We start from the raw sequence: 26,267 nt of genomic DNA on the forward strand, positions 1-26,267 counted from the left end.
CGCTTACTCCGCGAACCCTCGCACATATCTCCGCTGCCACGGCGTCTCCACCGCGTGGCGGTCGTAGTTCCGGCGTACGAAGTCCACCGCCTCGTCGGGCGGTACGCCGTCCAGGACCGCGAGGCAGGCCAGGGCCGTTCCCGTACGTCCGCGGCCGCCCCCGCAGGCGATCTCGACGCGTTCACCGGCGGTCGAGGCCCGGTTCCACGCCTCGGTCAGCACCTCGCGGGCGTACGCGCGGTCGCGGGGCAGCCAGAAGTCCGGCCAGCGGATCCAGCGGGTCTCCCACGGGACTTCCGGTGGTTGTGTGCCGAGCAGGTGGACGGCGTACGTCGGAGTGGGGGCCGAAGCGGCGAGCGGTCGCCGCAAGCCCCTCCCCCTCACCAGCCGCCCGGACGGCAGCCGCAGTACGCCGGCCGTGTCCTCGTCCCAGGTGCCGTCGCCGTTCCCCCCGGAACCGCCCGCCCCGTTCTCGCTCACCAAGCCTCCTCGATTCCCCGCCCGCCCCACGCATCTCAGGGCGACGCCCGCCAGTCTGCCGTACATCAACTCCCTTGGCTCAAAACGACATTGGTTGCACCTCTGGCAGAAACGGCATTCGTGCGCGATCCCTTGACCACCCCCACACCCCCTCTTATGGTCACGCTGCCACCTATGACGTAGGACGTCGTATCTCCCACTCCTCATTGGATCGTTTGCATCGTTGGATCGTTGGATCGATGGAGGAACCGTGCGCGACGCGACCACCGCACCGGCCCCGCACCGCCGGTCGTTCCTGAAGTACTCCGGCGCGCTGGGCGCCTCCGCCGCGATCAGCTCGACGCTCTCCGCCTGTTCGTCGGGCCCGGAGTCCACCAACGAGACGGGAGACGGCGGCAAGGGCGCCGACCGGACGCTCACGGCGGTGATCGGCTACGGCAACGACCAGAGCTGGGACCCGCTGATCACGGCCTCGGCCTTCTCGATGGCCGCCAATCACCACATCTACGAGGGGTTACTGGACACCGATCCGATCAGCCGTGAGCCGTACGCGGCCCTCGCGACCGAGGTTCCGCCGGATCTCCAGGCGACCACCTGGAAGTTCACGCTGCGGGAGGGCGCGAAGTGGCACGACGGGCAGCCCGTCACCGCCGACGATGTCGTCTTCACCTACGAGCGCGTCCTGGATCCCAAGACGGCGACGCTCGCCAAGAACTTCTTCGCGTCCTGGCTGAAGGAGGTGAGGAAGGTCGACGAGCGGTCGGTGGAGCTTGTGCTCAAGTTCCCGTTCCCGGACGGGGCCCAGCGGCTGACTCTCGCCAAGATCATGCCGAAGCACGTCTTCGCGAAGGCGGGCGCGCTGGATGACGCGACGAAGGGGAAGGCGGTCGGCTCGGGGCCGTATCGGCAGACCGCGCACCATCCGAAGTCCAACACCTCGTTCGAGGCCTTCGCCGACTACAACGGCCCGCGCAAGGCCGCCTTCCGGAAGATGAACTGGTTGTCGATCGTGGACGCCGCGCCACGCGTCGCGAAGATATCGGGTGCGAGTGCGGGCGCGCAGCTGGCCGACAACATCCCGTACGCCAATATCTCCCAACTGAAAAAGGGCGGACTGAAGGTCGAGGGCGGGGCCGGAATGAACCACCTCTTCCTGCTCTTCAACACCGCCCACAAACCCTTCGACGACGTGCGGGTACGGCAGGCGCTGCATTACGCGATCGACAAGGAGAAGATGATCCAGGCCGCGCTGCGTGGTCATGGGACGCCGGCGACGTCGTTTCTCAACGAGGGAAATCCGACGTACCGGAAGGCGAAGACGGTCTACGACCACGATCCGGACCGGGCCCACGACCTGCTGAAGGAGGCCGGGGTCAGCGGGCTGACGATCAAGCTGATGGCGGTCAACGTGAGCTGGATCATGGACTGTCTGCCGACCATCAAGGCCTCGTGGGACGCCATCGGCGTGAAGACGACGCTAGAACCCCAGGAAACCGCCGCGCTCTTCACGAAGCTCGACCAGAAGCAGGATTTCCAGGTCGTCGCGGCGGCCTCGAATCCGAACCAGTTCGGCCGCGACGCCGATCTGATCATGCATTACAACTACGGACCCGACAACACCTGGATGCGGTATGCCCGTTGGATCGGCAGCTCCGTTGCGAAGGATCTCTTCAAGCGCATGGACAAGGCCACACGCGAGTCCGACGCCGAGACGAAGAAACGGATGACGCAGGAATACATCGACATCGTCGCGGAGAACGCGGTGATCTATCCGGTCGTCCACAACGAGCTCATGACCGCCTGGGACGCACGGGAGATCACCGGAATCCGGCCGCAGCCGTATCCCGGAATCAATCTGCTCCAGGCCAAGTGGGCGTAGGGAGACCTCGTTGGTCGCGATCGCCAGGATTCTGGCCCGCCGCCTCGCCCTGCTCGTACCGCTGATGCTCGGGATCATCCTGTTCGTGTTCCTCGTGATGCGGTTCTCGGACAGCGATCCGGCCTCCGCGTACTTCCAGGGCGCGAACCCCACCGAGCAGCAGCTGCACGACTTCCGGGAGCGCAACGGGCTGCTCGACCCGCTCCCGGTGCGCTACGCCGACTTCGTCGGGGATCTGGTCCGGGGCGACATGGGTGTGAGCGCGCTGACCAGGGCGCCGGTCGTCGAGCAGGTGACCACGGCGCTGCCGCTCACCCTGCAGCTGACCTTCATGGGGCTCGGCATCGCGGTGGTGCTGGCCCTGGTCGGAGGGGTCACGGCCGCGATCTACCGGGACCGGCTGCCCGACCAGCTGATCAGGGTCGTCTCGCTGACCGGTGTCGCGGCGCCCGGCTTCTGGCTGGCGCTGCTGATGATCCAGTACCTGGCGGTGGATCTCGGCTGGTTCCCGACCAGCGGTTACATCAACCCGGGTGACTCGCTCAGCGGCTGGCTGAAGACCATGACGCTGCCCGCGTTCGCACTGTCGCTGCCGGTCGCCGCGCAGCTCACGCGGATCGTACGGACGGCCGTGGTCGAGGAGTTGGACCGGGACTACGTACGGACGGCCATCGGCAGCGGTCTGCCGCCGGTGGTCGTGGTCGGCCGGAACGTCCTGCGCAACGCGCTGATCAACCCGCTGACCGTGCTGGGGCTACGCGTCGGCTATCTGCTCGGCGGCGCGGTCGTCATCGAGACGATCTTCTCGCTGCCGGGGATGGGGAAGCTGATGATCGACGCCGTGAAGAACGGCGATCCGGCCGTCGTGCAGGGCGTCGTGCTGACGACCGCCTTCGGGTTCGTGATCGTGAACCTTGTCCTCGACATCCTCCATCTGCTGGTCAACCCGCGCCTGAGGGGTGCCGAGGCATGAGGCACATGAGGCCGGTGTCGCGTGCGCGGAAGGCCGGCGCCCTCTCCCGTCCCGGCATCCGGCTGCGCGGGTTCACCCGGCTTCCGGTGATCTCGCGGATCGCCGTCGTCGTCATCGGGATCGTCGTCCTGACGGCCCTGCTCGCGCCGCTGATCGCCCCGTACGACCCGCTCGACCAGGCACCTCTGGTCGACAACGGCAACGGCGAGGGCGCACCCTCGGGCGAGCACTGGATGGGCCAGGACAGCCTGGGCCGCGACATCCTCAGTCGGCTGATGTACGGGGCCCGCTGGTCGCTGGCGATCGGTCTGGGCGCGACCGGGCTCGCGCTCGTCTGCGGAGCGCTCCTCGGCGCCGTCGCGGCGACCTCCCGCAAGGCGGTCGACGAGACGCTGATGCGCTGCCTGGACGTCGTCATGGCGTTCCCGGGCATCGCGCTCGCGGCGGTGCTCGTCGCGGTGTTCGGCGGCGGTATCCCGGTCCTGATCTGTGCCATCGCGTTCCTCTACACGCCGCCGATCGCGCGGGTAGTACGGGCCAATGTGATGGACCAGTACGGCGAGGACTATGTGACCGCGGAACGGGTCATCGGTGCGCGCACGCCGCACATCGTGCTGAGGCACGTCGCCGTCAACTGCGCCGCTCCGGTACTGGTGTTCTGCACGGTGCAGGTCGCCGAGGCCATCGTCTTCGAGGCCTCGCTGTCGTTCATCGGGGCGGGCGTCCGGCCGCCGGACCCGTCCTGGGGCAGTGTCATCGCGGACGGCAAGAACATGGTGCTGACCGGGGGCTGGTGGGCGACCGTCTTCCCGGGGCTGCTGATGCTGATCACCGTGCTGTCGCTGAACGTCCTCTCGGAGGGCGTGTCGGACGCGTGGGCCGCACCGGCCGCGCGGGACGTCGAGGCGACGCGCACGGCGCTGGAGGAGGACCGTCTCGAAGCCCCCGAGCCGGGCAGCGGGAAGGTGCTGGAACTGCCGGGGCTGACGGAGGCGGCCCAGCGGCTGCGGACACGGGCCCGTCCCCTCCCCGAGGGCCGCCCCGTCCTCAGCGTCGAGAACCTGGCCATCGGTTTCGACGCCCGGCACGGGGGCGTGGACATCGTCGACGGGATCAGTTTCGAGGTGCAGCCCGGTGAGGTCCTGGGCCTGGTCGGCGAGTCGGGCTGCGGCAAGTCGCTGACCGCGCTCGCGGTGATGGGCCTGGAGCCGAAAGGAGCCCGGGTGCGCGGCCATGTGCGTTTCAGCCAGCGGCAGTTGGTCGGCGAACCGATGCGCGTACGCCGCAGGCTCCTCGGCCACGAGATGGCGATGATCTACCAGGACGCCCTGTCGTCCCTCAACCCGGCGATGACGATCCGCGCCCAGCTGGGGCAGGTGCTACGGCGGGGCGGCACCCGCACCGGAGCCGAACTCCTGGAACTGGTCGGCCTCGACCCTGACCGCACCCTGCGCAGCTATCCGCACGAGCTGTCCGGCGGCCAGCGCCAGCGCGTCCTCATCGCCATGGCGCTCTCCCGGAGCCCCAAGCTGATCGTCGCCGACGAACCGACGACCGCCCTCGACGTCACCGTCCAGGCACAGATCATCGAACTGCTGCTGCGGCTGCGCGAGGAGCTCGACTTCGCGCTGATCCTCGTCTCGCACGACCTCGCGCTCGTCGCGGATGTCACCGACCGGGTCGTCGTGATGTACGGCGGCCAGATCGTGGAGACGGGGGTGACGGCGGACCTGGTGGAGTCGCCCTCCCACCACTACACGCGCGGGCTGCTCGGCAGCGTCCTCTCCCTGGAGTCGGCGTCCGAGCGGATGACGCAGATCAAGGGCGTCGTCCCCTCGCCGGCCGATTTCCCGGCGGGCTGCCGGTTCGCCGACCGGTGCCCGATGGCGACCGGGGTGTGCCGCACGACAGCGCCCCGGCTGGCGGGCCCGCACCGCCGCCACGAGGTCGCCTGCCACCATCCGGCGATCGCGCTGCCCACGACCGAGCCGACGGGAAGCGAGGCCGTGCAGTGACCCCTCCCCTCCCTCCCCGCCCTGCCACCCCTGCCCCTCTTGTCGCCCTGTCGGACACCCACGTCGTCCACAAGGCGCGCACCGGCGGTCTGTTCGCGCGCGATCGTGTGTACGCCCTCACCGGCGCCGACCTCACCCTCGCGCCCGGCGAGACGGTGGGCGTCGTCGGCGAGTCCGGCTGCGGGAAGTCGACGCTCGCCAAAGTACTGGTGGGTGTGCAGCGGCCGACCTCCGGGACCGTGTCCTTCCGCGGCCGCGACCTGTGGACGATGAAGCCGGCCGAGCGGCGTACGGCGGTCGGCGGCAGCACCGGCATGATCTTCCAGGACCCGTCGACAGCCCTGAACCGGCGGCTGACGGTACGGCAGATCCTGCGGGACCCGCTCGACGTGCACAAGCGGGGGGCGGTCCGGCAGCGGGAGGATCGGGTCCGGGAGCTGATGTCCCTCGTCGGACTGCCGCGCGTACTGGCCGAAGCGCTTCCCGGGCAGCTGTCCGGCGGCCAGCGGCAACGCGTGGCCATCGCACGGGCTTTGGCGCTCGACCCGGAGTTGGTGGTCGCGGACGAGCCGACGAGCGCGCTGGACGTGTCGGTCCGCGCCCAGATCCTGAACCTGCTGCTGGACCTGAAGGAGCGGCTGGGTCTGTCCCTCGTCTTCGTCTCGCACGACATCCAGACGGTGCGCAGGATGAGCGACCGCGTCATCACCATGTACCTCGGCCGTATCGTCGAGGAGTCCCCGGCCGACGAGGTCACCGACCGGGCCCGGCACCCGTACACCCGCGCGCTCTTCTCCGCGACACCCGGGCTTCTCGATCCGATCGACCCGATTCCGCTGGTGGGACCGGTGCCGTCGGCCACGCGGCCGCCGAGCGGATGCCCGTTCCGTACGCGGTGCTGGAAGGCCGACGACCTGTGCGCCGAAGTCATGCCGGGGTTCGTGGACGCGAGCGCCGAGGCGGGCGCGAGCGCAGACCCGGGCGCGGACGCGGGAACGGGAACGAGCTCGGGCGCGAGCTCGGATGCGGACGCGGCCGTGTCGAGGCCCGGGCATCGCTTCCGGTGCCACCATCCTGTGGAGGACGGACAGTCGACACGTGACCTCGTCGCGCAGGCTGTCGCCACTGTTCCGGTGCTGAAGCGATCAGAGGAGCCTCAATGACCCTTCCCGCCCCGTTGGCCGGTGTCGTCCCGCCCGTCTGCACTCCGCTGACACCGGACCGCGAGGTGGACGTACCCTCGCTCATCAGGCTCGTCGATCATCTGGTGGAGGCCGGGGTGCACGGGCTGTTCGTGCTCGGATCCTCGTCCGAGGCGGCGTATTTGACGGATCGTCACCGCAGACTCGTGGTCGACACTGTCGTCGGTCACGTCGCCGGTCAGCTCCCCGTCCTCGCCGGGGCCATCGACATGACGACGCCTCGGGTACTCGACCACGTCCGGTACGTCACGGAGGGAGGCGCCGACGCGGTGGTCGTCACCGCGCCCTTCTACACCGGTACGCATCCGGCGGAGATCGACCGTCACTTCCGGCTGATCGCCTCGCGGTCCCCAGTACCGGTCTTCGCGTACGACCTTCCCCAGTCCGTCCACTCCAAGCTCGGGGCGGAGCTGGTGCTGGAGCTCGCCGCGGACGGGGTGCTGGCCGGGCTGAAGGACTCCAGCGGGGACGCGGGCGGGTTCCGGGCCGTCGTGATGGGTGCGCGTACGCGTCCCGCCGTCTCCGGGTTCAGTGTGCTGACGGGGTCCGAGCTGGTGGTCGACACCGCGTTGGCGATGGGTGCGGACGGGGCCGTGCCCGGGCTGGGGAACGTGGATCCCGCGGGGTATGTGCGGCTGTACCGGTTGTGCCGGGAGGGGGACTGGGAGGGGGCTCGGGCGGAGCAGGAGCGTTTGTGCGCGTTGTTCGGAATGGTGCGGGTGGGGGATCCGGGGCGGATGGGCGGGAGTTCGTCGGCGCTCGGGGCGTTCAAGGCGGCGCTGCGTCTCCGGGGGGTGATTGACTGCCCGGTAACGGCGGAACCCCAGGTACCTCTGTCACCGGACGAGGTGGAACGGGTGGGCAAGTACCTCGCCGGGGCCGGGCTGCTCTGAGGGGTAGATCAGTCCGTCGCGGGACCGGCCGAGCAGAACTGCCTTCTCCCGCAAGCAAACCCAGCATTACAGCTTCGCACACAAGGCCCGCAGGACCTTGACCCTGCGTCATACGGAATGATCGAATCCGCACACGGAAGCCGGGTTCTCTCTCCCCCACACACACGGCGGGCTCAGCAGCCCCCGCCCCTCTCTATCCCCCCTGAGAGCCCGTGAGCAACGACGACGTCCCCACGAGGTAAAAATGTCGCTCCGCGATGGCAGCCACTCCACCGATCACGCGATATCCGCAGCAGATCATGATCCGCTCACCGTCACCGACCCTGACCCAACGCTGTACAACGACGACCTTGCCCCACTGCCGCACAAGAAGCGGAAGTGGGGCATGTTTTCGATCTTCAACGTCTGGTCGAGCGACATTCATAGCCTCTTCGGCTACACCCTGGCCGCCACGTTGTTCACGACCTCCGGCCTGAACGGCTGGTGGGTGTTCGCCGGCATCATCCTCGCCGGGTTCATCGTGATGCTGCTGGTGAACCTGATGGGAAAGCCGAGCGTCAAGTACGGCATTCCCTACCCGGTCATGGCCCGGGCCGGCATGGGCGTACGCGGTGCGCAGTTCCCCGCGCTGGTGCGGGCCACCGTCGCCATCTTCTGGTACGGCGTGCAGACCTACTTCGCCTCCACGGCGATCGCACTGCTGATCACCGCGACCACCGGATACACGGGCAGCGGAAACTTCCTCGGCATGAGCTCCGTCGGCTGGATTTCCTACGTCATCGTGGCGGTGTTCCAGCTGGGGCTGTTCCTGCGGGGCATCGACTGGATCACCCGCTACCTCAACTGGGCCGGCCCGTTGGTCTACATTGTCATGATCGCGCTGGCGGTGATCATCTGGAAAGAGGCGGGAAGCGGACTGCTGACCGAACTCGGCAACATCTTCGCAGGGTCCGGCGGCGACGACAGCACGTCGGTCTCGGCGTTCGTGAGCGTGGTCGGCACAATGGTGGCCTACTTCGCCGCGGTGATCATCAATTACGGTGACTTCTCCCGGTTCGTCAAGACCGAGCGGCAGATGGCATGGGGGAACTTCTTCGGACTGCCGGTCAGCCTCGCGCTCTTCTCGTACCTGGCCCTGGTCATAACCGCCGGCACGGGAGTGCTGTTCGGGAAGCCGCTGACCAACCCCTCCGACATCGTGGACCGGGTCGACAACACCTGGCTGACGATCATCGCGGCGCTGACCTTCTTCACCGCCACGGTCGGGATCAACCTGGTTGCGAACTTCATCCCGCCCGCCTACGACCTGACCAACACGAGCCCCGACATCATCAGCGCCCGTGGCGGCGGCGTCATCACGGCGCTGGTCGCGTTCGTCGTCGGCGCGCTGTGGATACCCGTGATCAGCCACCTGGGACTCGCGAAGTTCGTGGACACACTGGGCGCGCTGCTGGCGCCGCTCTACGGGATCGTGGTGATCGACTACTACCTGATCCGAAAGCAGCGGCTCAACGTGCAGGACCTGTTCACGGCCGAGCCGGACGGCACCTACTACTACAACAGGGGCTGGAACCTCAGGGCGCTCGCAGCGTTCGGCCTCGCCGCGATCTTCTCCGTCTCCACGGTATGGGATCCCACGATGAGCGACCTGACCGGGTTTGCATGGATCATCGGGGCAGCCCTTGGCGGGGCACTGCACTACCTGTTCATGCGTGGAAGTGCCTGGGTGCGCGCATCGCTGCGCTGACGGGCTACGGCGCCGACCGTGGGCACTGGCCTGGGCTATAGGCGCGCCGAGGGCGACCGGGGTCCGACCTCGGTCGCCCGGGTCCGACCTCGGTGACCGAGGTCGGACCGGCTGCCGTTGCGCGTGGTGACACTGGCCGCCTGCTCAGATGCCGGGCGGGGAGAGCCGGGTGTACGGGGTGCTGGTGCTGGTTCCGGCCGGGGTGGTGGCGGTGACGCTGACGGTTCCGGCGGGGCCGGGAGGCGCGGTGGCGGTGAGGAGGGTGTCGGAGACGACGGTGAAACCGGCGAGGTCGGTACCGAAGCGGACTTCCGTGGTCGCGGTGAGGTTTTCCCCGGTGAGGGTGACGGTGTTGCCGCCCGCGGTCGGTCCCTGGTCTGGTGCCGCGCCGCTGAGTGTCGGCGGGTCGAGGTAGGTGTAGGCGGCGCTGCTGCTGGTGCCGCCCGGTGTGGTGACGGAGACGGTGACGGTTCCGGCTGCCTGAGCGGGTGCGACCGCGTCGATCTCGTCGTCGGAGACGACCGTGAACGTCGTGGCCGGTGTCGCGCCGAAGCTGACGGCGGTGGCCGCGAGGAGGTGGGAGCCGGTCAGTGTGACCGCGTTGCCCCCTGCGGCGGGTCCGGCCGAGGGGGTCGGCACGGAGACGGCGGGAACGGGCAGGTAGTGGTAGTAGACGTTGCCGGATGTGGTGCCGCCCGGGGTGACGACCGTGACGGCGACGTCGCCGGCGGCCGCGGCGGGAACCGTCGCGGTGATCTGGGTTGCCGAGCCCACGGTGTAGGCGGCGCTGGTGCTCCCGAAGCGGACCTGTGTGGCGCTGTCCAGACCGGTCCCGGTCAGTAGGACGGCATTGCCGCCTGCCAGGGGGCCCTGGTTGGGGGTCACGGCGGCAAGTGTGGGAGCGACGACGTAGGTGTAGGGAACGCCGTTGCTCGTCCCGCCCGGCGTTACCACGGTGATGTTGGCCGTGCCCGCGGCCCTGGCCGGTGCTGTGGCAGTGATCTGCGTCGCGGAGACCACGGCGAATGCGGCCGTGGTATTCCCGAAACGGACTTGCGTGGCGCCGTTGAAGGAAGTCCCGGTGAGCGTGACCGTATTGCCCCCGGACGTCGGCCCTTTGACGGGTTCCACACCGCTGATCACGGGGGTGGCGGTCGTATAGGTGAAGCCAATGCCATTGCTGGTGCCGCCGGTTGTGGTCACCGTGATCTGGACCGTTCCTGAGCCGGCGGGGGCCACGGCGGTGATTTTGGTGGTGGATACCACGCTGTACGAACTCGCAGAATTGGCCCCGAATTTGACCGCGGTGACGCCGGTGAAGCCGCTGCCCGTCAGCGTGACGGTCGTGCCGGCTACGCCGGAGACGGGGCTGCTCAGATTGATGACGGGGGCGGCCAGTACCGCTGAAGGACGTGCTCCTGCTGACGGCGCCTTGTCTGTTTTGGCCATGCCAGACCTCCTTCGAGAAGGGGATCGTCCTCGGGACTGCACGCCGAGGATGGGTCAGAAGGCGGGCCCACGCAGTACATTGCCGCGTGCATCGGGTGGCCCATGAAGTAACCACCGGGACCGACTGGTTCTACCCAAACACCTCTCGGGGGCGCCCATCGCGACAGATCAGCATTCAACGCTGACTGCCACTCCCCCCGGAGAGGACGGGCAGCCCACCGGTTCGGATAATTGAGTAACCCACGGAGAGCCATCATTGAACAACGTCAGTGACCGAGCATCACTCAGATGGGTGAGTGCATTACCAATGCGCCGCCTGTGGTGTCAGAAGTCGAAGTCGCTGTCCGCGGACGTCCGCCTCTTCCGGACCGCGTAAACAATCCAACCGCCCAGCAGGATCGCGGCCGCGGAGATCGCACCGGGAACGACATACTCCTCCGGACCGGTCTCCGCCATGTGGTCGGCGCCCTCCGACCTGTGATGGTCACGGCCATCGTCCGACGAATGCCCGTGCGGAGGGCGGGGATGCACACGACCGCCCGGGACACCTCTCGGACCACGAGGGCCAGGCGGACCGGCCGCTCCCTGCGGACCTCGCGGTCCGGTGGATCCCTGGGCTCCTTCCTCTCCGGCGGGTCCAGCCGGTCCGGAAGGTCCCGCAGGTCCCGCCGATCCCGTGGCTCCGGCCGGCCCGGGCGGGCCGACGAGGCCGTCGAGGGTGATCACGGAGTTTTCCAAGGTCACGTTGCCGTCGCGCGACAACGCACCGCCGTGGATCCAGCTTCCCGATTCCAGGGAGATCGAGTCCGACGCCATGATCGTGCCCTGGAAAAACGAGTCGGCCCCCAGGGTGGCGGTTCCGCCGACTTGCCAGAAGACGTTGGACGCCTGAGCGCCATTGCGGAGTTCGAGATAGCTGTTCGTGCCTGTCGTCAGGGTCGAAGGGAGCTGGAACACCCAGACCGCGTTCGGGTCTCCCTCGGCATCCAGCGTCAGCGTCCCGGTGTAGCTCAGAGGGCCGGCGGCACGGTAGACGCCTGGAGTCAGAGTGTTCCCACCGATGTCCCCCGCCATGGCTGTGTCCGGGGCCTGGACCGCCGCGTCGTCGTATGCGCTCTCCAGGTCCTTCTGTGCCTGCGCCGCGATGTCGTCATCCGTATGGGTCGCGCCGTACACGATTCCCGGCGGGAAGCCGGTCACATCGCTTCCCCCGCTGACTCCGAGATCGCCCTGGACAATGCTGTTACCGGTGTTGGCGACGCTTGTGCCGGCCAGGACTGCGTAGCCCTTGGCGCTTGCCAGATCCACCGGGGTCGCAACGGCCAGTGCCTGTCCGGAGGTCAGTACAAGCCCTGCCAAACATGTCAGGACAGCACCGGCGACCAGCGCGGTGAAGGCTCTCAGCTGCCGCCATTCACGCAAAGCAGCAGCAGGACGGCTAATTTCTGGCATTCATTGGCCTTCCAGATTCATTCCCGGAGTCACTACGACGTCAGGGCGAACGGAAAAGCAGCAACGCACAGAGGCATGCATGACGGTCGACAGTCGTCCGGGAGGACAACGCCCGTGTATATGAGATCACTGTTGAGATCCACTTCTGGGTATCCGTCCGAGTGATCCTGAAATGCGTGCACCGGCTGACCGAATTCTTCATGTGCAGTGGGAGCGCGTGATGTTCTCGCCGAAGCCAGGTTTGTGATGCGTGTGCGCTCGGCCGTTCGGGTGGTCCGCCTGTTGCTCCCTTGTCACGCGTGGGGCTGTATGGGTCACTTCAGATAGCGAACCGGTGGGCCGCCCATCCCGTACCGGGGGAGCGTGGTAGAGGGCGGCGCCTGCCGGTTTTTTCCTTCCCTGCCTCCGCAGGGACGCGGCAGTTGTCATGGCGACGCCTGGCTGCCCTCCGCGGGGGAGGGATCACACGCTCGTGGCGCACAAGGTGCGGACCGCTGACAGGGCCGTACGGCCGGTTCTCTGCGTCCATCCGTTCTCGTCCAGCGAGGAGCATCCTCATGCCTATCTCTCCGAACCAGGGCTCCACCGGCGGCGGCACGCTGGTGACCATCACGGGCACCAACCTGAGCGGCACCAGCGCGGTGAATTTCGGCAGCAAGCCGGCCACGAGCGTCACCAACGTGTCCCCGACCCAGGTCACCGCCGTATCGCCGTCGGGCACCGGCACCGTCGGGGTCACCGTGACCACGGCGGGCGGGACCAGCAACCCCGTGTCGTTCTTCTACGTCGGCGCCCCGTTCAAGTCCTCGATCAGCCCGACCTCCGGGGCGCTGGCCGGCGGCAACACCCTCACGCTCAACGGCACAGGACTGTCCACCGCCACCAGCGTGTCGTTCGGCGGGACGACCGCCACCCCGACCGTGGTGTCCGACAGCCAGCTCACCGTCACCGTGCCCGCCGGCGCGGGGGCCGGGCCGGTCTCGGTCAGCGTGACCACCGCGGGCGGCACCAACAACGGCCTGTCCTACACCTACGTCGACACCCCCGCCATCGACAGCATCACCCCGGACGAGGGGTCGACCACCAGCGCCACTGCGGTGACCATCATCGGCGCCAACCTCGGCTCGACCGAGTCGGTGACCTTCGGCGGCGTCAACGCGCCGTTCGACGCCATCAACGCGACCACCCTGTCGGCGGTCGCGCCGGCCGGTGCGGCCGGAACGGTCGACGTGGTGGTGACCAACCCGGGTGGTTCCGTCACGGCGGTGGACGGCTTCACCTACATCAGTAACCCCGCCATCTGACCGGTGTCACCGGCGCCCGGTCCTGACCCGGGCGCCGGTGGCATGGCCGCCTTCGGGGCCGGACCTCAGCCCTCCCCCGGTGTCACCAGCCCCGACTCGTACGCCACCATCACCAGCTGCGCCCGGTCCCGTGCCCCCAACTTCCCCATGATCCGGCTGACATGGGTCTTCGCCGTGAGCGGGCTCAGTCCCAACGCGTCGGCGATCTCAACGTTGTTGAGGCCGCGGGCGACAAGCGTCAGGACCTGCCGTTCCCGTTCGGAGAGCCCGTCCGGTCCGCCCGTCGCGGGAGCCATGGCGTGCGGGGCGCGCAGGAAGCGGGCGATCAGGCGAGAGGTCGGGCCGGGCGAAAGAAGCGACTCGCCGGCGGCCACCGTGCGGATGGCGTCGAGGAGTTCGGCCGGTCTGATGTCCTTCACGAGGAAGCCGGAAGCCCCGGCCCGCAGTGCCTCGACGATGTGCTCGTCGGTGTCGTACGTCGTCAGGACGAGCACCTTGACCCCCGCGAGATCCTCGTCCGCGGCGATGAGCCGGGTCGCCTCGACGCCGTCGAGGTCGGGCATGCGGATGTCCATCACGACGAGGTCCGCCCGCGCGGACCGGGCCAGCTCCACGGCCTCCCGCCCGGTGCCCGCCTCGGCCACGACCTCCATGTCCCCGGCCGACTTGACGAGCATCGCGAAGGAGGCCCGCACGAGGGTCTGGTCGTCGGCCAGCAGGACGCGAATCATGGTTATCGGGCCTCTTCTCGGTGCGCGGACGGTTCAACGGGTTCGGCTGTAGTGACGGGTTCGGCTGTACCGACGGGTTCGGCCGGTACCGGCAGCATGGACGGTCCCGGCACGGACGCCACAGGTAGCACGGGCAGTACCGCTCTCACCTCGAAACCCCCGGCGGGCCCCGGCCCGGCGTCCAGCGTGCCGCCCACGCTCCGGGCCCGCTCACGCATCCCGACGAGCCCGAACCCGCCGGGGGTGCCGCCTGAGGCCGAGGCGGTCCCGGTGCCGTCATCGGTGACCGACACATGCAGCGAGCCGTCCCTCTCGTGCAGGTCCACACGAATCGTCAGCCCCGGCCCTCCGTGCCGTACGGAGTTGGTCAGGGACTCCTGCACGATGCGGTACGCGGCGGCGCCCACGGCGGACGGCGCGTGGTCCACCCGTACGGACAGTTCGACCCGCGCCCCCGTCAGCCGGGCGGCCTCCACGAGGTGGGCCACACCGTCGAGGCCGGGCAGGGGCCCGCGCCCGTCACCGTGCTCGGAGGCGCGCAACACCTCCAGGGTGGTGCGGAGTTCACCGCGGGCTCCGCGGCAGGTGTCGGCGATGTCGTCGAGCGCCTTGGCGACGGCCTCGCGGTCGAGGCGGTCCGGGTCGGCGGCCAGGACGTGGGCGGCGACGGAGGTCTGCACGCCGATGAGCGTGATGCTGTGGGCGAGCAGATCGTGCAGGTCGCGCGCGATGCGCAGCCGCTCCTCGGCGACCCGGCGCCGGGCCTCCTCCTCACGGGTGCGTTCGGCGCGTACCGCTCGCTCGACGATCGAGGCGACGTACTGGCGGTAGTAGCGGACGTCGATGCCGCAGAAGAGGACCGCGACGACCCAGCCGGAGATCCGCAGGACCTCCCGCACTCCGTCGGGGTTGGTGAGGGCGTTGAAAATCAGCGTCACGCCGAGGACGGAGGCACCGGTGAGCAGCGTACGGCGTGCCGTGCCGGTCGCCGCGATCGTGTAGAGCACCAGCATGGTCGCGGGGACGGGCGCGGCGTGGTTGTTGTCGAGGCCGTGGTACGGGGCGACGCAGGCCACCACCACGAGCAGCACGCGCACGGGGTGGCTGCGCCGCCACACCAGCGGCACATGGGCGGCGAGCAGCAGCGTCCAGCCGAGCGCGTCGGGCCTGCGGCCGTCGTCGACGAACAGCGCGAGGGCGACGGCGACAACGGCGACCGTGCCGGCGATGATCGCGTCGTTGCGTGTGCGGTGCGGCGCGGTCAGCGGGTCGCGGTTGATCGCGGCCATGATGCGCTCGCCCCGCCGGGGGCGTACGGCGTCCCTGGGTGCTGTGGTCGTTGCTGCCGGTTCCTGCACGGCTCCATCTTCCGGTAGGAGGTGCCCCCTCCGGCAGGGAAGGGGCACTCAAGTCCCCATTGACTAGGCGACGGTGACTGTTTTCGAGTCCTCTGGGGACTCTTGCGGACCGGGCCCCGAACCCGGACCCGAGCCCGAACCCGGTTCGCGGGAGAGGCGGCCGGGCCACCACACCTTCTCTCGCAGCGCGACACTGGCGCTGGTCACCAGGTACGTCCGTACGAGGAAGGTGTCGAGCAGCACTCCCACGGAGATCACGAAGCCCAGCTCGACCAGCGCCACCAGGCCCATGTTCGTCAGCACCGCGAAGGTCGCGGCGAGGACGAGGCCGGCCGAGGCGATGACGCCTCCCGTCGTGCGCAGTGCGGTGAGCGCGGCGGCCACGGGTTCCTTCCCGGACAGGGACTCCTCGCGCATCCGGTGCATGAGGAAGATGCCGTAGTCGACGCCGAGGGCCACCAGGAACACGAAGGAGAGCAGTCCGAGCCCGGGATCGGTTCCCTCGAAGCCGAAGACCGGGCCGAAGACCAGTCCGCCGATGCCCAGCGCCGCGGCCCACACCGCGACCACGGCGGCCACCAGGAGCAGGGGCGCGACGAGGCTGCGCAGCAGGGCGATCAGGATGAGCAGCACGGAGGCGAGGACGAGCGGTACGACGACCTTGGTGTCGCGGGAGTTGGTGTCCTCCAGGTCGATCTGCTGGGCGCTCACCCCGCCGACGTACGAGCCCTTCAGCCCCTCCCGCAGGGACTCGATGGTGGCGGTCTCCGCCGCCGACTGGGGTGCGGCCTTGGCGATGACGGAGATCTCGGTCCAGCCGTCTGCGGTCCGTCCCTTCTCCGCGCTGCCGACGCCCCGTGTGTCCCGGATCTTCGCGAGCGTCTCGTCGGCACGGCCCTCCGGGGTGATCACGTCGATGGGCTGGGTGCCGCTTTCGGGGTAGGCCCTGGCGAGGGTCTCCATGGCCGCGACGGCTTCGGGCTTGTCGACGAAGGAGTCCTCCTGCTTGAGCGACCCGGGCAGGTTGAACGCGCCCAGGGCGAGCGCGCCGAGCAGCACGCCGCCCGTGGCGAGGACCGCCAGTGGCCTGCGTCCGGCCGAACTGCCCATCGCCGCGAAGAGGCTCCGCCGCCGCTTGGCCTCGCTCCCGAACGCGGGCACGAGCGGCCAGAACACCCGTCGGCCCAGCAGGACGAGGATCGCGGGAAGGAGGGTCAGCATCGCCACGAGCGCGCACAGCACCCCGACCGTGCCGAGCGGGCCCATGCCCCGGCTGCTGTTGAGGTCGGCGGCGAGCAGGCACAGCAGTCCGGCGGCGACCGTGCCGGAGGAGGCGAGCACGGCGGGCCCGCAGCCGCGCAGGGCGGCGATCATGGCGTCGTACGGCCGCTCGATGCGCCGCAGCTCCTCCCGGTAGCGCGATACGAGCAGAAGCGCGTAGTCGGTGCCCGCGCCGAACACGAGGATCGTCATGATGCCCGAGCTCTGCCCCGAAATCGTGGTTCCGAAGGCCTGGTTGAGCCCGTAGGCGACGCCCATCGACAGGTAGTCGGCGATGCCGGCGACGGCGAGCGGCACGAGCCAGAGCACGGGGCTGCGGTAGATGAGGATCAGCAGGACGGCGACGACGGCGACGGTGGTGTAGAGCAGCGGGCCGCCGAGCGAGTCGTAGACCTCGGCGGCGTCGGTGGAGAGCGCGCCGGAGCCGCCCACCTCGACGCTCAGGCCGCCCTCGCCCCGGGCCACTTCGCGTACGTCGTTGACCAGTTGGTCCCTCAGGTCCTCGTCCGTCCCGGGTTCGTTGCTGGCGACCGGGTACATCAGCGTCGTACCGTCCTCGGACGGGATCCCGCGAGGGCTGCCGGTCAGCTCGTGCTGTCCGGCGATCTTCTCCACCTGGTCGGCGGCAGTGGCCCGGTCGGCGGCGGTCAGCCCGCCGTCCCGGTGGTAGACGAGCACCAGCTCGGTGCTCTCGCCGCCCGGCAACTGCTCCTGGATCTCGGCCACTTGAGTGGAGTCGGCGTTCGCCGGCAGATAGTCGGTGATCCGGTCGTGCTGCACATCGGCGAGCTTCGCCGCGAACGGCGCCACGAACGCCAGCACGGCCACCCAGAGCCCCAGCACCAGCCAGGGCACAGCGCGCCGCCGCCCCGTTCGCGTCGTGGTTGTCTCTCCGGCCCCCATTGACGGGTCTCCCTCCGGTGGGTGTCTGGTCCGGTTCCAGACTTCCGGCGGAGGGAGCGGGTTTCGTCGGGCGGGAGTGCGAGGTCGCGCGTACTGCCGGGGGTGACAAGGGGGGCGGATTACTCCCCGGGGAGTACGGGGAGCCGTACGGGCGCCCGGCCTGGTGGCAGGGTCACGACGGCGTGCGCGCTGCGGTCAGGACGGCGTGCGCCTGCGGTCAGGACGGCGTGCGCGCCGTCGCCAGCAGCCTCGTCACGTCGTCCGCGGGGATCGTCAGGGCCGCGCCGACCGTCGCGAGGGCGTCGCGTTCGGCGGGGGTGTAGGGGCCGTCGGCGAGGGCGATGCGGGCGCCCTGGAGGAGAATCCCCTCGCGGCCGGTGGGAGCGAGGTGCGGGGCCAGCGGGTCCAGCGCCTCGTGGAGCTCTATGGCCAGTCCCGGCCCGCAGTGGCCGCCGTGGACGCGGCCGGTGTCGGCGGCGAGGGCCTCCACGAGCGCGGCGAGCTGTTCCTCGGTGCAGTCGTCGAAGCCGGCCGAGCGCACGGCGTGGGCGGCCGTCTCCAGGGACGTGCGCGAGCTGGTGCCGCCCGCGGCCAGGACGGCGAGGGCGACGGTGTGGACCGCGTCGCGCAGCATCGCGGAGAAGCGGGTGGTGGTGGGGTGGTCGAGGACGTCCGCGCCGAAGTGGTGGCAGCAGGCGGCGCACTCGACGACGGGCCCGGTGTCGCCCCGCGGCAGGACCGGCATACCGAGGAACGTGAAGCGGCGGCGGCCGGCGAGGCGCTGGTAGTTGCGGTCGCCTCCGCAGCCGGGGCAGAAGAACTCGCCGTCACCGACGGTGGTCCACGCGGTGCGGGTTCCCAGGATGCGTGAAACGCCGAGCGCGCGGGCGCGGACAAATCGGCTGTTCCGTCCCCATCCTGGCAGCACGTCGCACCTCCTTAACCCCGCGGCAACATCGCCGCGATGGCGTGATGTTAGCCACATCGTCGACCCGGAGTCAGCACCTGGGTGCGCCCGCTCGCGGACATGGCCGGTTAACGGCCGCGGCCCCGCCCGCCTGTGGGGCGGACGGGACCGGAGAAACGGCAGGTGGGCGGGGTTATCGCGTCGCGCGGTTGACCGCCGACACGACTGCCTGCAGCGACGCACGTGTCGTATTCGCGTCGATGCCGATGCCCCACAGCACCTTGTCACCGATCGCGACCTCGATGTACGAGGCGGCCTGCGCGGAGGCGCCCTCGCTCATCGTGTGCTCCTGGTAGTCCAGCAGGCGGGCGTCGATGCCGACGCCCTGCAGGGCGTGGAAGAACGCGGAGATCGGGCCGTTGCCGGTGCCGACCAGAACGGTCTCGGTGCCGTCCACCGCGGCCTCGACGGTGAGCGTGTCGATACCGTCGCGGTCCGTGGTGCTCTGGTTGTTGCGTACCTGGATACGGCCCCAGGGGTTCTGCGGGTTGGGCAGGTACTCGTCCTGGAAGATCGCCCAGATGTCCTTCGGGGTGACCTCGCCGCCCTCGGCGTCCGTTTTCGCCTGGATGATCTTCGAGAACTCGATCTGCATCCGGCGCGGCAGGTCCAGCTTGTGGTCGTTCTTCAGGACGTACGCGATGCCGCCCTTGCCGGACTGCGAGTTGACGCGAATGACCGCCTCGTAGGAGCGGCCGACGTCCTTGGGGTCGATGGGCAGGTACGGGACCGCCCACTCGATGTCGCCGACCGTCCTGCCCTGTTCCGCGGCGGACGCCTCCATGGCGTCGAAGCCCTTCTTGATGGCGTCCTGGTGGGAGCCGGAGAAGGAGGTGTAGACGAGGTCGCCGACGTACGGGTGGCGGGCGTGGACCCCCATCTGGTTGCAGTACTCGGCGGTGCGGCGGACCTCGTCGATGTCCGAGAAGTCGATCTGCGGGTCGACGCCCTGCGAGAACAGGTTCATGCCCAGGGTGACCAGGTCGACGTTGCCGGTGCGCTCGCCCTGGCCGAACAGGCAGCCCTCGATGCGGTCGGCGCCGGCCATCAGCGCCAGCTCGGCGGCCGCGACCGCCGTACCGCGGTCGTTGTGCGGGTGGACGGACAGGCAGACGTACTCGCGGCGGGACAGGTTGCGGCTCATCCACTCGAAGCGGTCCGCGTGGGTGGAGGGGGTCGAACGCTCCACGGTGGCGGGCAGGTTGAGGATGATCTCGCGGTCCGGGCCGGGCTGCCAGACGTCCATGACGGCCTCGCAGACCTCCAGGGCGAAGTCCAGCTCGGTGTCGGTGAAGATCTCGGGGCTGTACTGGTAGCCGAAGCTGGTCCGCTCGTCCAGCAGCTTCTCGGCGTACTCCATCACCAGCCGCGTACCGTCGACCGCGATCTGCTTGATCTGGTCCTTGGAGCCGCGGAAGACGACCCGGCGGAAGACGGGGGCCGTGGCGTTGTAGAGGTGCACGGTGGCGCGCTTGGCGCCGACCAGGGACTCGACGGTCCGCTCGATCAGGTCCTCGCGGGCCTGGGTCAGTACGGAGATCGTGACGTCATCGGGGATCGCGCCCTCTTCCTCGATGATCGAGCGTACGAAGTCGAAGTCGGTCTGCCCGGAGGCGGGGAAGCCGACCTCGATCTCCTTGTAGCCCATCTTCACCAGCAGATCGAACATCTCGCGCTTGCGCGCGGGCGACATGGGGTCGATCAGGGCCTGGTTGCCGTCCCGCAGGTCGGTGGAGAGCCAGCGGGGGGCGGCGGTGATCCGGTTGTCCGGCCACGTACGGTCGGGGATGTCGACCTGCTCGTACGGGCGGTACCTGTGGATCGGCATGGAAGTGGGCTGCTGGCGGTTCGCCATGATGCGTGAGCTCCTCGGGGTGTCCGCTGGATCCTCTCGCGGATCCTTCCGGATCTTCTGGAGAGGGACGGCCGACGGGTCGTAGCGCAACACCGAACTCCGCGGGGAGGGGGTCGGCCTCGACTACAGGCCCTCGCCGCGGCAGCTAAGGAGAAGCAGCCCGAAACGCATGATGCTGCGAAGCCTAGCCGAGCCTCGCGCCGCGCGAGGGGCTGTATCAGTATGCGGGACCGCCAGAGCAAAAGGGACGAAAAGTGCCCTATACCACATCCCGCAGGATTCCCGGGCTCCTTATCGCCACATTTCACCAATCATGGTTGCAGCTAGTGACAACCCCATGACTGAGTGCAAATCTGCCGGGCATGACCGCCAATCCAGGCTTCGAGCCTGTCTTCTGCACCATCGTGCCGCCCCATGTCCTCGACACCCTGGCCCAGGCCGAGGACCCCGCGCTCGCCCGCCCCGCCCGCCGCACTCTGGAGCGCGACGCACTCGAGCGCACCCACCGCCGGATGACCACGGTCGTGGGCGCGCCCGCCCTGGCCCCGCCCGCCGGCGCCGCGGCCGACAAGCCCCAGCGCACCATCCACGACGCCAGGCACAAGCAGGAACTGCCCGGCAAGAAGGTGCGCGGCGAGGGCGACAAGCCCGGCAAGGACGCCACGGTCAACCGCGCGTACGCCGGCCTCGGCGCGACCTTCGAGCTGTTCCTGAAGGCGTACGAGCGCAACTCGATCAACGGCGAGGGGCTGCCGCTGAACGCCACCGTGCACTTCGGCGAGGAGTACAACAACGCCTTCTGGAACGGCGAGCAGATGGTCTTCGGCGACGGTGACGGCGAGATCTTCCTCGACTTCACCATCCCCGTCGACGTCATCGGCCACGAACTCGCCCACGGCGTCACGCAGTACACGGCGAACCTCACCTACTTCGGACAGCCGGGCGCGCTCAACGAGCACTTCTCGGATGTCTTCGGCTCGCTCATCAAGCAGTACACGCTCGGCCAGACCGCCGCCGACGCCGACTGGCTGATCGGCGCGGGCCTGCTCGCGCCGCGTGTCACCGGCAAGGCGCTGCGCTCCATGAAGGCGCCGGGCACCGCGTACGACGACGACGTGCTCGGCAAGGACCCGCAGCCCGCGACGATGGACGACTACGTCCGCACCGGCCGCGACAACGGCGGCGTGCACATCAACTCCGGCATCCCGAACCACGCCTTCTACCTCGTCGCCACGGACCTCGGCGGCCACGCCTGGGAGCGCGCCGGGAAGATCTGGTACGAGGTGCTCACCGGCGGAGAGCTGGACTCGCGAGCGAGCTTCTCCGACTTCGCGACGCTGACGGTGGCCACGGCGCGCGCCTCGTACGGCGAGGGCGATGAACTGCAGGCCGTCACCAAAGCCTGGGAGCAGGTGGGGGTGACCACGGCCTGAGGCCGGTGCGGTGACCCTGGCCCGAGGCCGGTGGGGGCGACCCCGGTCTGAAGCTGGGGCGATGGCCCAGAAGTGGCCCGGCGGACTCTTTCGTACTAGACAGGAACCATGCGTATCCAAGTGAAGCGCACAGGCGGATTCGCGGGTATCGACCGTCATGCCGCGGTGGAGACGTCGGGCCGGGCCGATGCCCAGGAGTGGCACGACCTGGCCGAGCGGGCCGTCGCCGACGGCCGCCGGACGCCGCCGATCGGCGTCCCGGACGGGTTCAGCTATCAGATCACCGTGGACGGGAAGACGGTGTACTGCTCGGATCCCCGGCTGACGGAGGAACAGCGCAAGCTGATCTCCCGGGTGCTGAAGGAAGGAGCGTAACGGGCAGTTCCCACCCGGCCGTTGACTTCCGTTACCAGCGGTACGGATGATCGCGCGCATGGCGACGAATCCGCATCCGATACCTCAGTTCCCGGCCGGCTTCCAGTGGGGCGTCTCGACCTCGGCCCACCAGATCGAGGGCGCGGCGGGCGAGCGCGAGCCCTCCGTGTGGGACGCCTTCACGGACACACCCGGGCGGGTGAAGGACGGCTCCACGGCGGCGGTGGCCTGCGACCACTACCACCGGTACGCCGAGGACGTCGCGCTTCTTCGCGAGCTCGGTGTGGGTGCGTACCGCTTCTCCGTCTCCTGGCCCCGGGTGCGGTCCCGAGGCGGCCTCGACTTCTACGACCGGCTCGTGGACGAGCTGTGCGCGGCAGGCGTACGGCCCGTCCCGACCCTCTTCCACTGGGATCTGCCGCTGTCGCTGGAAGAGGCGGGCGGCTGGCTGAACCGGGACACGGCCGAGCGCTTCGCCGAGTACGTCGCCGCCGTCGTCGAACGCCTCGGCGACCGCGTCCACCAGTGGATCACCCTCAACGAGCCCGCCGAGCACACCCTGCTGGGCCACGCGCTCGGCACGCACGCGCCGGGCGAACAGCTGATGTTCGACGCGCTGCCGGCGGCCCACCACCAGCTGCTGGCACACGGTCTCGCCGTACGGGCGCTGCGTGCCGCCGGAGTCACGGACATCGGGATCGCCAACTCGCACGGCCCGACGTGGCCGGCGTCCGACGAGCCCGCCGACCTGGAGGCGGCGGGCTTCTACGACCTCCTCCTCAACCAGCTCTTCGCCGACCCGCTGCTGTTCGGCCGGTACCCGGAGGGGATCGACGCGTTGATGCCCGGAGAGCCCGGAGACATCGAGGCGGACCTCAAGGTCATCTCGGAGCCCGTCGACTGGTACGGGATCAACTACTACGCGCCGACGAGGGTGGGCGCCCCGCAGGGCTCGGAGATCGAGTTCGGCGGGGTCACGATGCCCGCGGAACTCCCCTTCTCCGTACGGGAGATCGAGGGCCGGCCCGTGACGGACTTCGGCTGGCCGGTGGTGCCGGAGGGGCTGACGGAGCTGCTGACGGGTTTCGCCGAGCGGTACGGCGACCGGCTGCCGCCCGTCGTCATCACGGAGAACGGCTGCTCCTACGAGGGCATCGACGACCAGGAGCGCATCGCCTACCTGGACGGCCACATCCGGGCACTGCACCGCGCGATGGAGGCGGGCGTCGACGTCCGCGGCTACTTCGTGTGGTCGCTGCTGGACAACTTCGAGTGGGCGGAGGGGTACGCGCGGCGCTTCGGCCTCGTCCACGTCGACTTCGAGACGCTGGAGCGGACTCCGAAGGCGTCGTACGGGTGGCTCCGCGACGTGCTGCGGGCGCAGGGGTGACATGACGGCGCGCGGGGTGCGCGCCGGGGTGGGCTGGGGTGGGCCGGGGTGGGCTCACTACAGCGCGCCCGCGTCGCGGGCCGTCCACACGCTGGGGTACAGCGGCCGGAAGCCCAGTTCGCGGCGGATGCGGTCGGTGGAGACGATGCCCAGCCAGGGGTCGGGGTCTTCCTGGCCGTGCAGCGTGTCCGGGACCTCCAGCCCGTTGAGCTGGTGCAGTTCGACCGTCGTCACGGGGGCGTCGTCAGCGATGTTGTAGACGCGGCCGTCCGCGCCCGGGGCCTGCAGAAGACGCAGCAGGCCCTGGGCGGCGTCCGCGTGGTGCACCATCTGGAGCCGCTGGGTCGCGGCCCAGTGCGCCGCCCACCGCATCGACTGGGCGAGGTGCGGGTCCCCCTCGCCGTAGACGAAGGCGAGCCGGCCGACGCGTACGTCCAGGTCCTCCATGGCCAGCAGGCCCTGTTCCGCCTCGGCCTTCGACTGGGAGTACGCGCCCCACATCGGCCCGCCGGGCACGACCGGGTCGGTCTCCGTGTGCGGGCGGCCCCGCCCCGTGCCGTACACGAGGTTCGTACTGACCTGGACGAAGCGGCGTACGCCCGAGGCGGCCGCCGCGCGTCCCAGTTCCAGGGCCGCGTCCCGGTTGACCGCCCACGCCTCCTCGTCCGGCACACCCCGGAACGCCGCCGCGATGTTCACCACCGCGTCGGCCCCGGCGAGCGCCTTGCCGAGCGTCCCGGTGTCGCGCAGGTCGCCGGTCACGACCTGCGCGCCCAGGTCGGCGAGGCCGGCGGCCCGCGCCTCGTCGCGGACCAGGACCCGTACCTCGTCGCCGGGCCGGGCCTGCGCCAGCAGCCGGGGCACAAAACGCCGGCCGACCTGACCTGTCGTCCCCGTCACCAGTGTCAGCATCATCGGTTCCTCTCTCGTCAGTGATCCCGTCAGAGATCTCGTCAGCGGTCTCGTCGATCTCGCCGCCGATCTGGTGCCCTCAGCCTCGGACGGGGAGCCGCACGGCGGGAGAGACCTCTCGATCCAGGGATCGGCAGTGCCTGGATAACGGGGGCGCGCCGGGGCACGCTGGAGCCGTGGACCGACCTGGACTCGCCGACTTCCTGCGCCGCAGCCGCGCCCGTCTGGAACCCGCGGCCGTGGGCCTGACCGCCGGCCCACGGCGCCGTACGCCGGGTCTGCGCCGCGAGGAGGTGGCGGCGCTGGCGGGCATGTCCGTGGACTACTACACACGGCTGGAGCAGTCACGCGGCCCGCACCCCTCCCGGCAGATGCTCGGCGCGCTGGCCCGTGCGCTACGGCTCACGGACGACGAACGGGACCACCTCTTCCACCTGGCCGGCGAACAGCCGCCCCGGACCGGCACCGCCCCGGACCACGTACGCCCGGGACTGCTGCTGATCCTCGACCGGCTGCACGACGCGCCCGCACAGGTGATGAGCGACTACGGCGAGGTGCTCGCCCAGAACGCGATGTCCGTCGCGCTGGCGGGCGAGGCGCAGGGACACAACGTCGTACGCCGCTTCTTCACCGAGCCGAGCGCCCGCGCGCTGTTCCCGCCCGAGGACCACCCCGAGCTGGCCCGCTCCCATGTCGCCAACCTGCGCGCCGTCACCGCGGCCCGCCCCGACGACCCGGGTCCGGCGCGGCTCGTGGCCGAACTGCGGGCGGGCAGCGAGGAGTTCGAGCGGCTGTGGGAGGCGCACGAGGTGGCGGTGCGACGGTCGGCGACGAAACGGTTCCGGCATCCGCTGGTGGGGCTGCTGGAGCTGGACTGCGAGGTCATGCTGGTCCCGGGGCAGGACCAACTGCTGATCGTGCACACCGCACGGCCCGGCACGGAGGCGTACGAACGCCTTCAACTCCTGCGTGTGGTGGGCCTGCAGGACATGTCACCGGCCGCGCAGCCCCGAGGCGATGGAGCGCGCTGCGGCGTCGGGGTCGTCTCCCGCCGCCGTCGCGAAGCCCCGCAGCCCGCCGGCCAGCACCTCGTCCGGGGAGTAGCCGCCCAGGATGTAACCCGCGTGGGCCAGTTGGGCGAGGCCGTGCATCTGCACGAAGAGCTGGCGCACCAGGAGATCGGCGTCCGCGTCCGCGCGGAAGCGTCCGGCGGCGATGCAGCGGCGGATCGCGTCGCGCGGGTAGCGCAGGACGCGTGCGCCCATCTGCCGGTCCTCGTCGGTGAGTTGGAACCCGGCGAGCACGGAGCCGCCGAACATGACGGCGTACACGTCGGGCTCGGCCCGCGCGAACTCCTGGTACACGCGGCACAGTCCGGCCAGCTCGACCACGGGGTCGCTGCCCTGACCGACCTCCTCGACCCGTGACTGAAACCGGTCGAAACCCTCGCGCATCAGCTCGCGTACGAGCGCGGGCATCGAACCGAAGTGGGTGTAGACGGCCATCGTCGAGGCCCCGACCGCCTTCACCAGGCGACGGGCGCTGAGCGCGGCGGGCCCCTCCTCGGCCAGCACGCGCGCGGCCTCGTCGAGGAGGCGGCGGCGCAGCGCGGCGGCGTCCCGGCGGGCTTCGCCCGCTTTCCGGCCGGGCGGTGCGGGGCCCGCGGGC

General features: G+C 69.7%; 21 protein-coding genes and 1 pseudogene. 12 read left to right on the plus strand and 10 right to left on the minus strand.

Annotated features, from left to right (window positions below; genetic code table 11):
* Positions 1-3: 3 nt before the first annotated feature.
* Positions 4-480, minus strand: a complete 477-nt coding sequence (locus FE633_RS41200) for a protein-tyrosine phosphatase family protein (RefSeq protein WP_425473300.1) — start codon at positions 478-480, stop codon at positions 4-6.
* 250 nt (positions 481-730) lie between these two features.
* Between FE633_RS41200 and FE633_RS41205 the strand changes: the two genes are divergently transcribed.
* From FE633_RS41205 to FE633_RS41230, 6 genes are all read left to right on the plus strand, one after another.
* The gene (locus FE633_RS41205) at positions 731-2,359 is read left to right on the plus strand and encodes an ABC transporter substrate-binding protein (RefSeq protein WP_138050290.1); all 1,629 of its coding nucleotides are present in this window, start codon (positions 731-733) and stop codon (positions 2,357-2,359) included.
* A gap of 10 nt (positions 2,360-2,369) precedes the next feature.
* On the plus strand, positions 2,370-3,332 hold the full coding sequence (locus tag FE633_RS41210) for an ABC transporter permease (RefSeq protein WP_138050291.1): 963 nt from the start codon (positions 2,370-2,372) through the stop codon (positions 3,330-3,332).
* A gap of 5 nt (positions 3,333-3,337) precedes the next feature.
* The gene (locus tag FE633_RS41215) at positions 3,338-5,347 is read left to right on the plus strand and encodes a dipeptide/oligopeptide/nickel ABC transporter permease/ATP-binding protein (protein ID WP_138050308.1); all 2,010 of its coding nucleotides are present in this window, start codon (positions 3,338-3,340) and stop codon (positions 5,345-5,347) included.
* Entirely contained in the window at positions 5,344-6,510 is a 1,167-nt protein-coding gene (locus tag FE633_RS41220; RefSeq protein ID WP_138050292.1) for an oligopeptide/dipeptide ABC transporter ATP-binding protein, read from the plus strand. Before FE633_RS41215 ends, FE633_RS41220 begins: the two co-directional genes overlap by 4 nt.
* Complete coding sequence (locus tag FE633_RS41225; RefSeq protein ID WP_138050293.1) at positions 6,507-7,442, plus strand: dihydrodipicolinate synthase family protein; 936 nt, start codon at positions 6,507-6,509, stop codon at positions 7,440-7,442. The genes FE633_RS41220 and FE633_RS41225 overlap by 4 nt, the downstream gene beginning before the upstream one ends.
* A gap of 244 nt (positions 7,443-7,686) precedes the next feature.
* The gene (locus tag FE633_RS41230) at positions 7,687-9,189 is read left to right on the plus strand and encodes an NCS1 family nucleobase:cation symporter-1 (protein ID WP_138050294.1); all 1,503 of its coding nucleotides are present in this window, start codon (positions 7,687-7,689) and stop codon (positions 9,187-9,189) included.
* 144 nt (positions 9,190-9,333) lie between these two features.
* Here the strand turns inward: FE633_RS41230 and FE633_RS41235 are convergent, their stop codons facing one another.
* A complete protein-coding gene (locus tag FE633_RS41235; RefSeq protein WP_138050295.1) occupies positions 9,334-10,638 on the minus strand; it encodes an IPT/TIG domain-containing protein in 1,305 nt (434 codons plus the stop codon).
* 324 nt (positions 10,639-10,962) lie between these two features.
* A complete protein-coding gene (locus FE633_RS49380; protein ID WP_171060336.1) occupies positions 10,963-11,997 on the minus strand; it encodes an ice-binding family protein in 1,035 nt (344 codons plus the stop codon).
* Between the two features lie 650 nt (positions 11,998-12,647).
* On the opposite strand from FE633_RS49380, the gene FE633_RS41245 reads away from it, so the two are divergent.
* Positions 12,648-13,394 carry an IPT/TIG domain-containing protein gene (locus tag FE633_RS41245; protein ID WP_138050297.1) on the plus strand — a complete coding sequence of 249 codons (747 nt, stop codon included), beginning with the start codon at positions 12,648-12,650 and terminating at the stop codon, positions 13,392-13,394.
* 65 nt (positions 13,395-13,459) lie between these two features.
* On the opposite strand, the gene FE633_RS41250 is transcribed toward FE633_RS41245, so the two are convergent.
* The 5 genes from FE633_RS41250 to leuA form a co-directional block, all read right to left on the minus strand.
* Entirely contained in the window at positions 13,460-14,125 is a 666-nt protein-coding gene (locus FE633_RS41250; RefSeq protein ID WP_171060337.1) for a response regulator, read from the minus strand.
* Between the two features lie 2 nt (positions 14,126-14,127).
* Positions 14,128-15,414 carry a sensor histidine kinase gene (locus FE633_RS41255; RefSeq protein ID WP_138050309.1) on the minus strand — a complete coding sequence of 429 codons (1,287 nt, stop codon included), beginning with the start codon at positions 15,412-15,414 and terminating at the stop codon, positions 14,128-14,130.
* A 132-nt stretch (positions 15,415-15,546) separates the two neighbouring features.
* Entirely contained in the window at positions 15,547-17,667 is a 2,121-nt protein-coding gene (locus FE633_RS41260; protein ID WP_138050299.1) for an MMPL family transporter, read from the minus strand.
* 217 nt (positions 17,668-17,884) lie between these two features.
* On the minus strand, positions 17,885-18,595 hold the full coding sequence (locus FE633_RS41265; RefSeq protein ID WP_425473301.1) for a TerB family tellurite resistance protein: 711 nt from the start codon (positions 18,593-18,595) through the stop codon (positions 17,885-17,887).
* 172 nt (positions 18,596-18,767) lie between these two features.
* A complete protein-coding gene (gene leuA, locus FE633_RS41270) occupies positions 18,768-20,489 on the minus strand; it encodes a 2-isopropylmalate synthase (RefSeq protein ID WP_138050301.1) in 1,722 nt (573 codons plus the stop codon).
* A 362-nt stretch (positions 20,490-20,851) separates the two neighbouring features.
* On the opposite strand from leuA, the gene FE633_RS41280 reads away from it, so the two are divergent.
* From FE633_RS41280 to FE633_RS41290, 3 genes are all read left to right on the plus strand, one after another.
* The gene (locus tag FE633_RS41280) at positions 20,852-21,922 is read left to right on the plus strand and encodes a M4 family metallopeptidase (protein WP_138050302.1); all 1,071 of its coding nucleotides are present in this window, start codon (positions 20,852-20,854) and stop codon (positions 21,920-21,922) included.
* Between the two features lie 108 nt (positions 21,923-22,030).
* Complete coding sequence (locus FE633_RS41285) at positions 22,031-22,297, plus strand: protealysin inhibitor emfourin (protein WP_138050303.1); 267 nt, start codon at positions 22,031-22,033, stop codon at positions 22,295-22,297.
* A 46-nt stretch (positions 22,298-22,343) separates the two neighbouring features.
* Positions 22,344-23,687: a GH1 family beta-glucosidase gene (locus FE633_RS41290; RefSeq protein WP_425473302.1), complete on the plus strand. Its 1,344-nt coding sequence runs from the start codon at positions 22,344-22,346 to the stop codon at positions 23,685-23,687.
* A 57-nt stretch (positions 23,688-23,744) separates the two neighbouring features.
* Here the strand turns inward: FE633_RS41290 and FE633_RS41295 are convergent, their stop codons facing one another.
* Complete coding sequence (locus FE633_RS41295) at positions 23,745-24,599, minus strand: NAD-dependent epimerase/dehydratase family protein (RefSeq protein WP_138050310.1); 855 nt, start codon at positions 24,597-24,599, stop codon at positions 23,745-23,747.
* Between the two features lie 176 nt (positions 24,600-24,775).
* Between FE633_RS41295 and FE633_RS41300 the strand changes: the two are divergent.
* A pseudogene (locus FE633_RS41300) lies at positions 24,776-25,597 on the plus strand (helix-turn-helix transcriptional regulator); the annotation flags it as partial.
* Here FE633_RS41300 and FE633_RS49930 read toward each other — a convergent pair.
* On the minus strand, positions 25,592-26,173 hold the full coding sequence (locus FE633_RS49930) for a TetR/AcrR family transcriptional regulator (RefSeq protein WP_425473303.1): 582 nt from the start codon (positions 26,171-26,173) through the stop codon (positions 25,592-25,594). The pseudogene FE633_RS41300 and the gene FE633_RS49930 overlap by 6 nt on opposite strands.
* Here FE633_RS49930 and FE633_RS48955 point away from each other — a divergent pair.
* The coding region (locus FE633_RS48955; RefSeq protein WP_246114061.1) for a hypothetical protein at positions 26,087-26,267 on the plus strand (181 nt) is incomplete at its 3' end. The genes FE633_RS49930 and FE633_RS48955 overlap by 87 nt on opposite strands.

The organism is Streptomyces montanus, assembly GCF_005786655.1.
GTDB lineage: Bacteria > Actinomycetota > Actinomycetes > Streptomycetales > Streptomycetaceae > Streptomyces > Streptomyces sporangiiformans.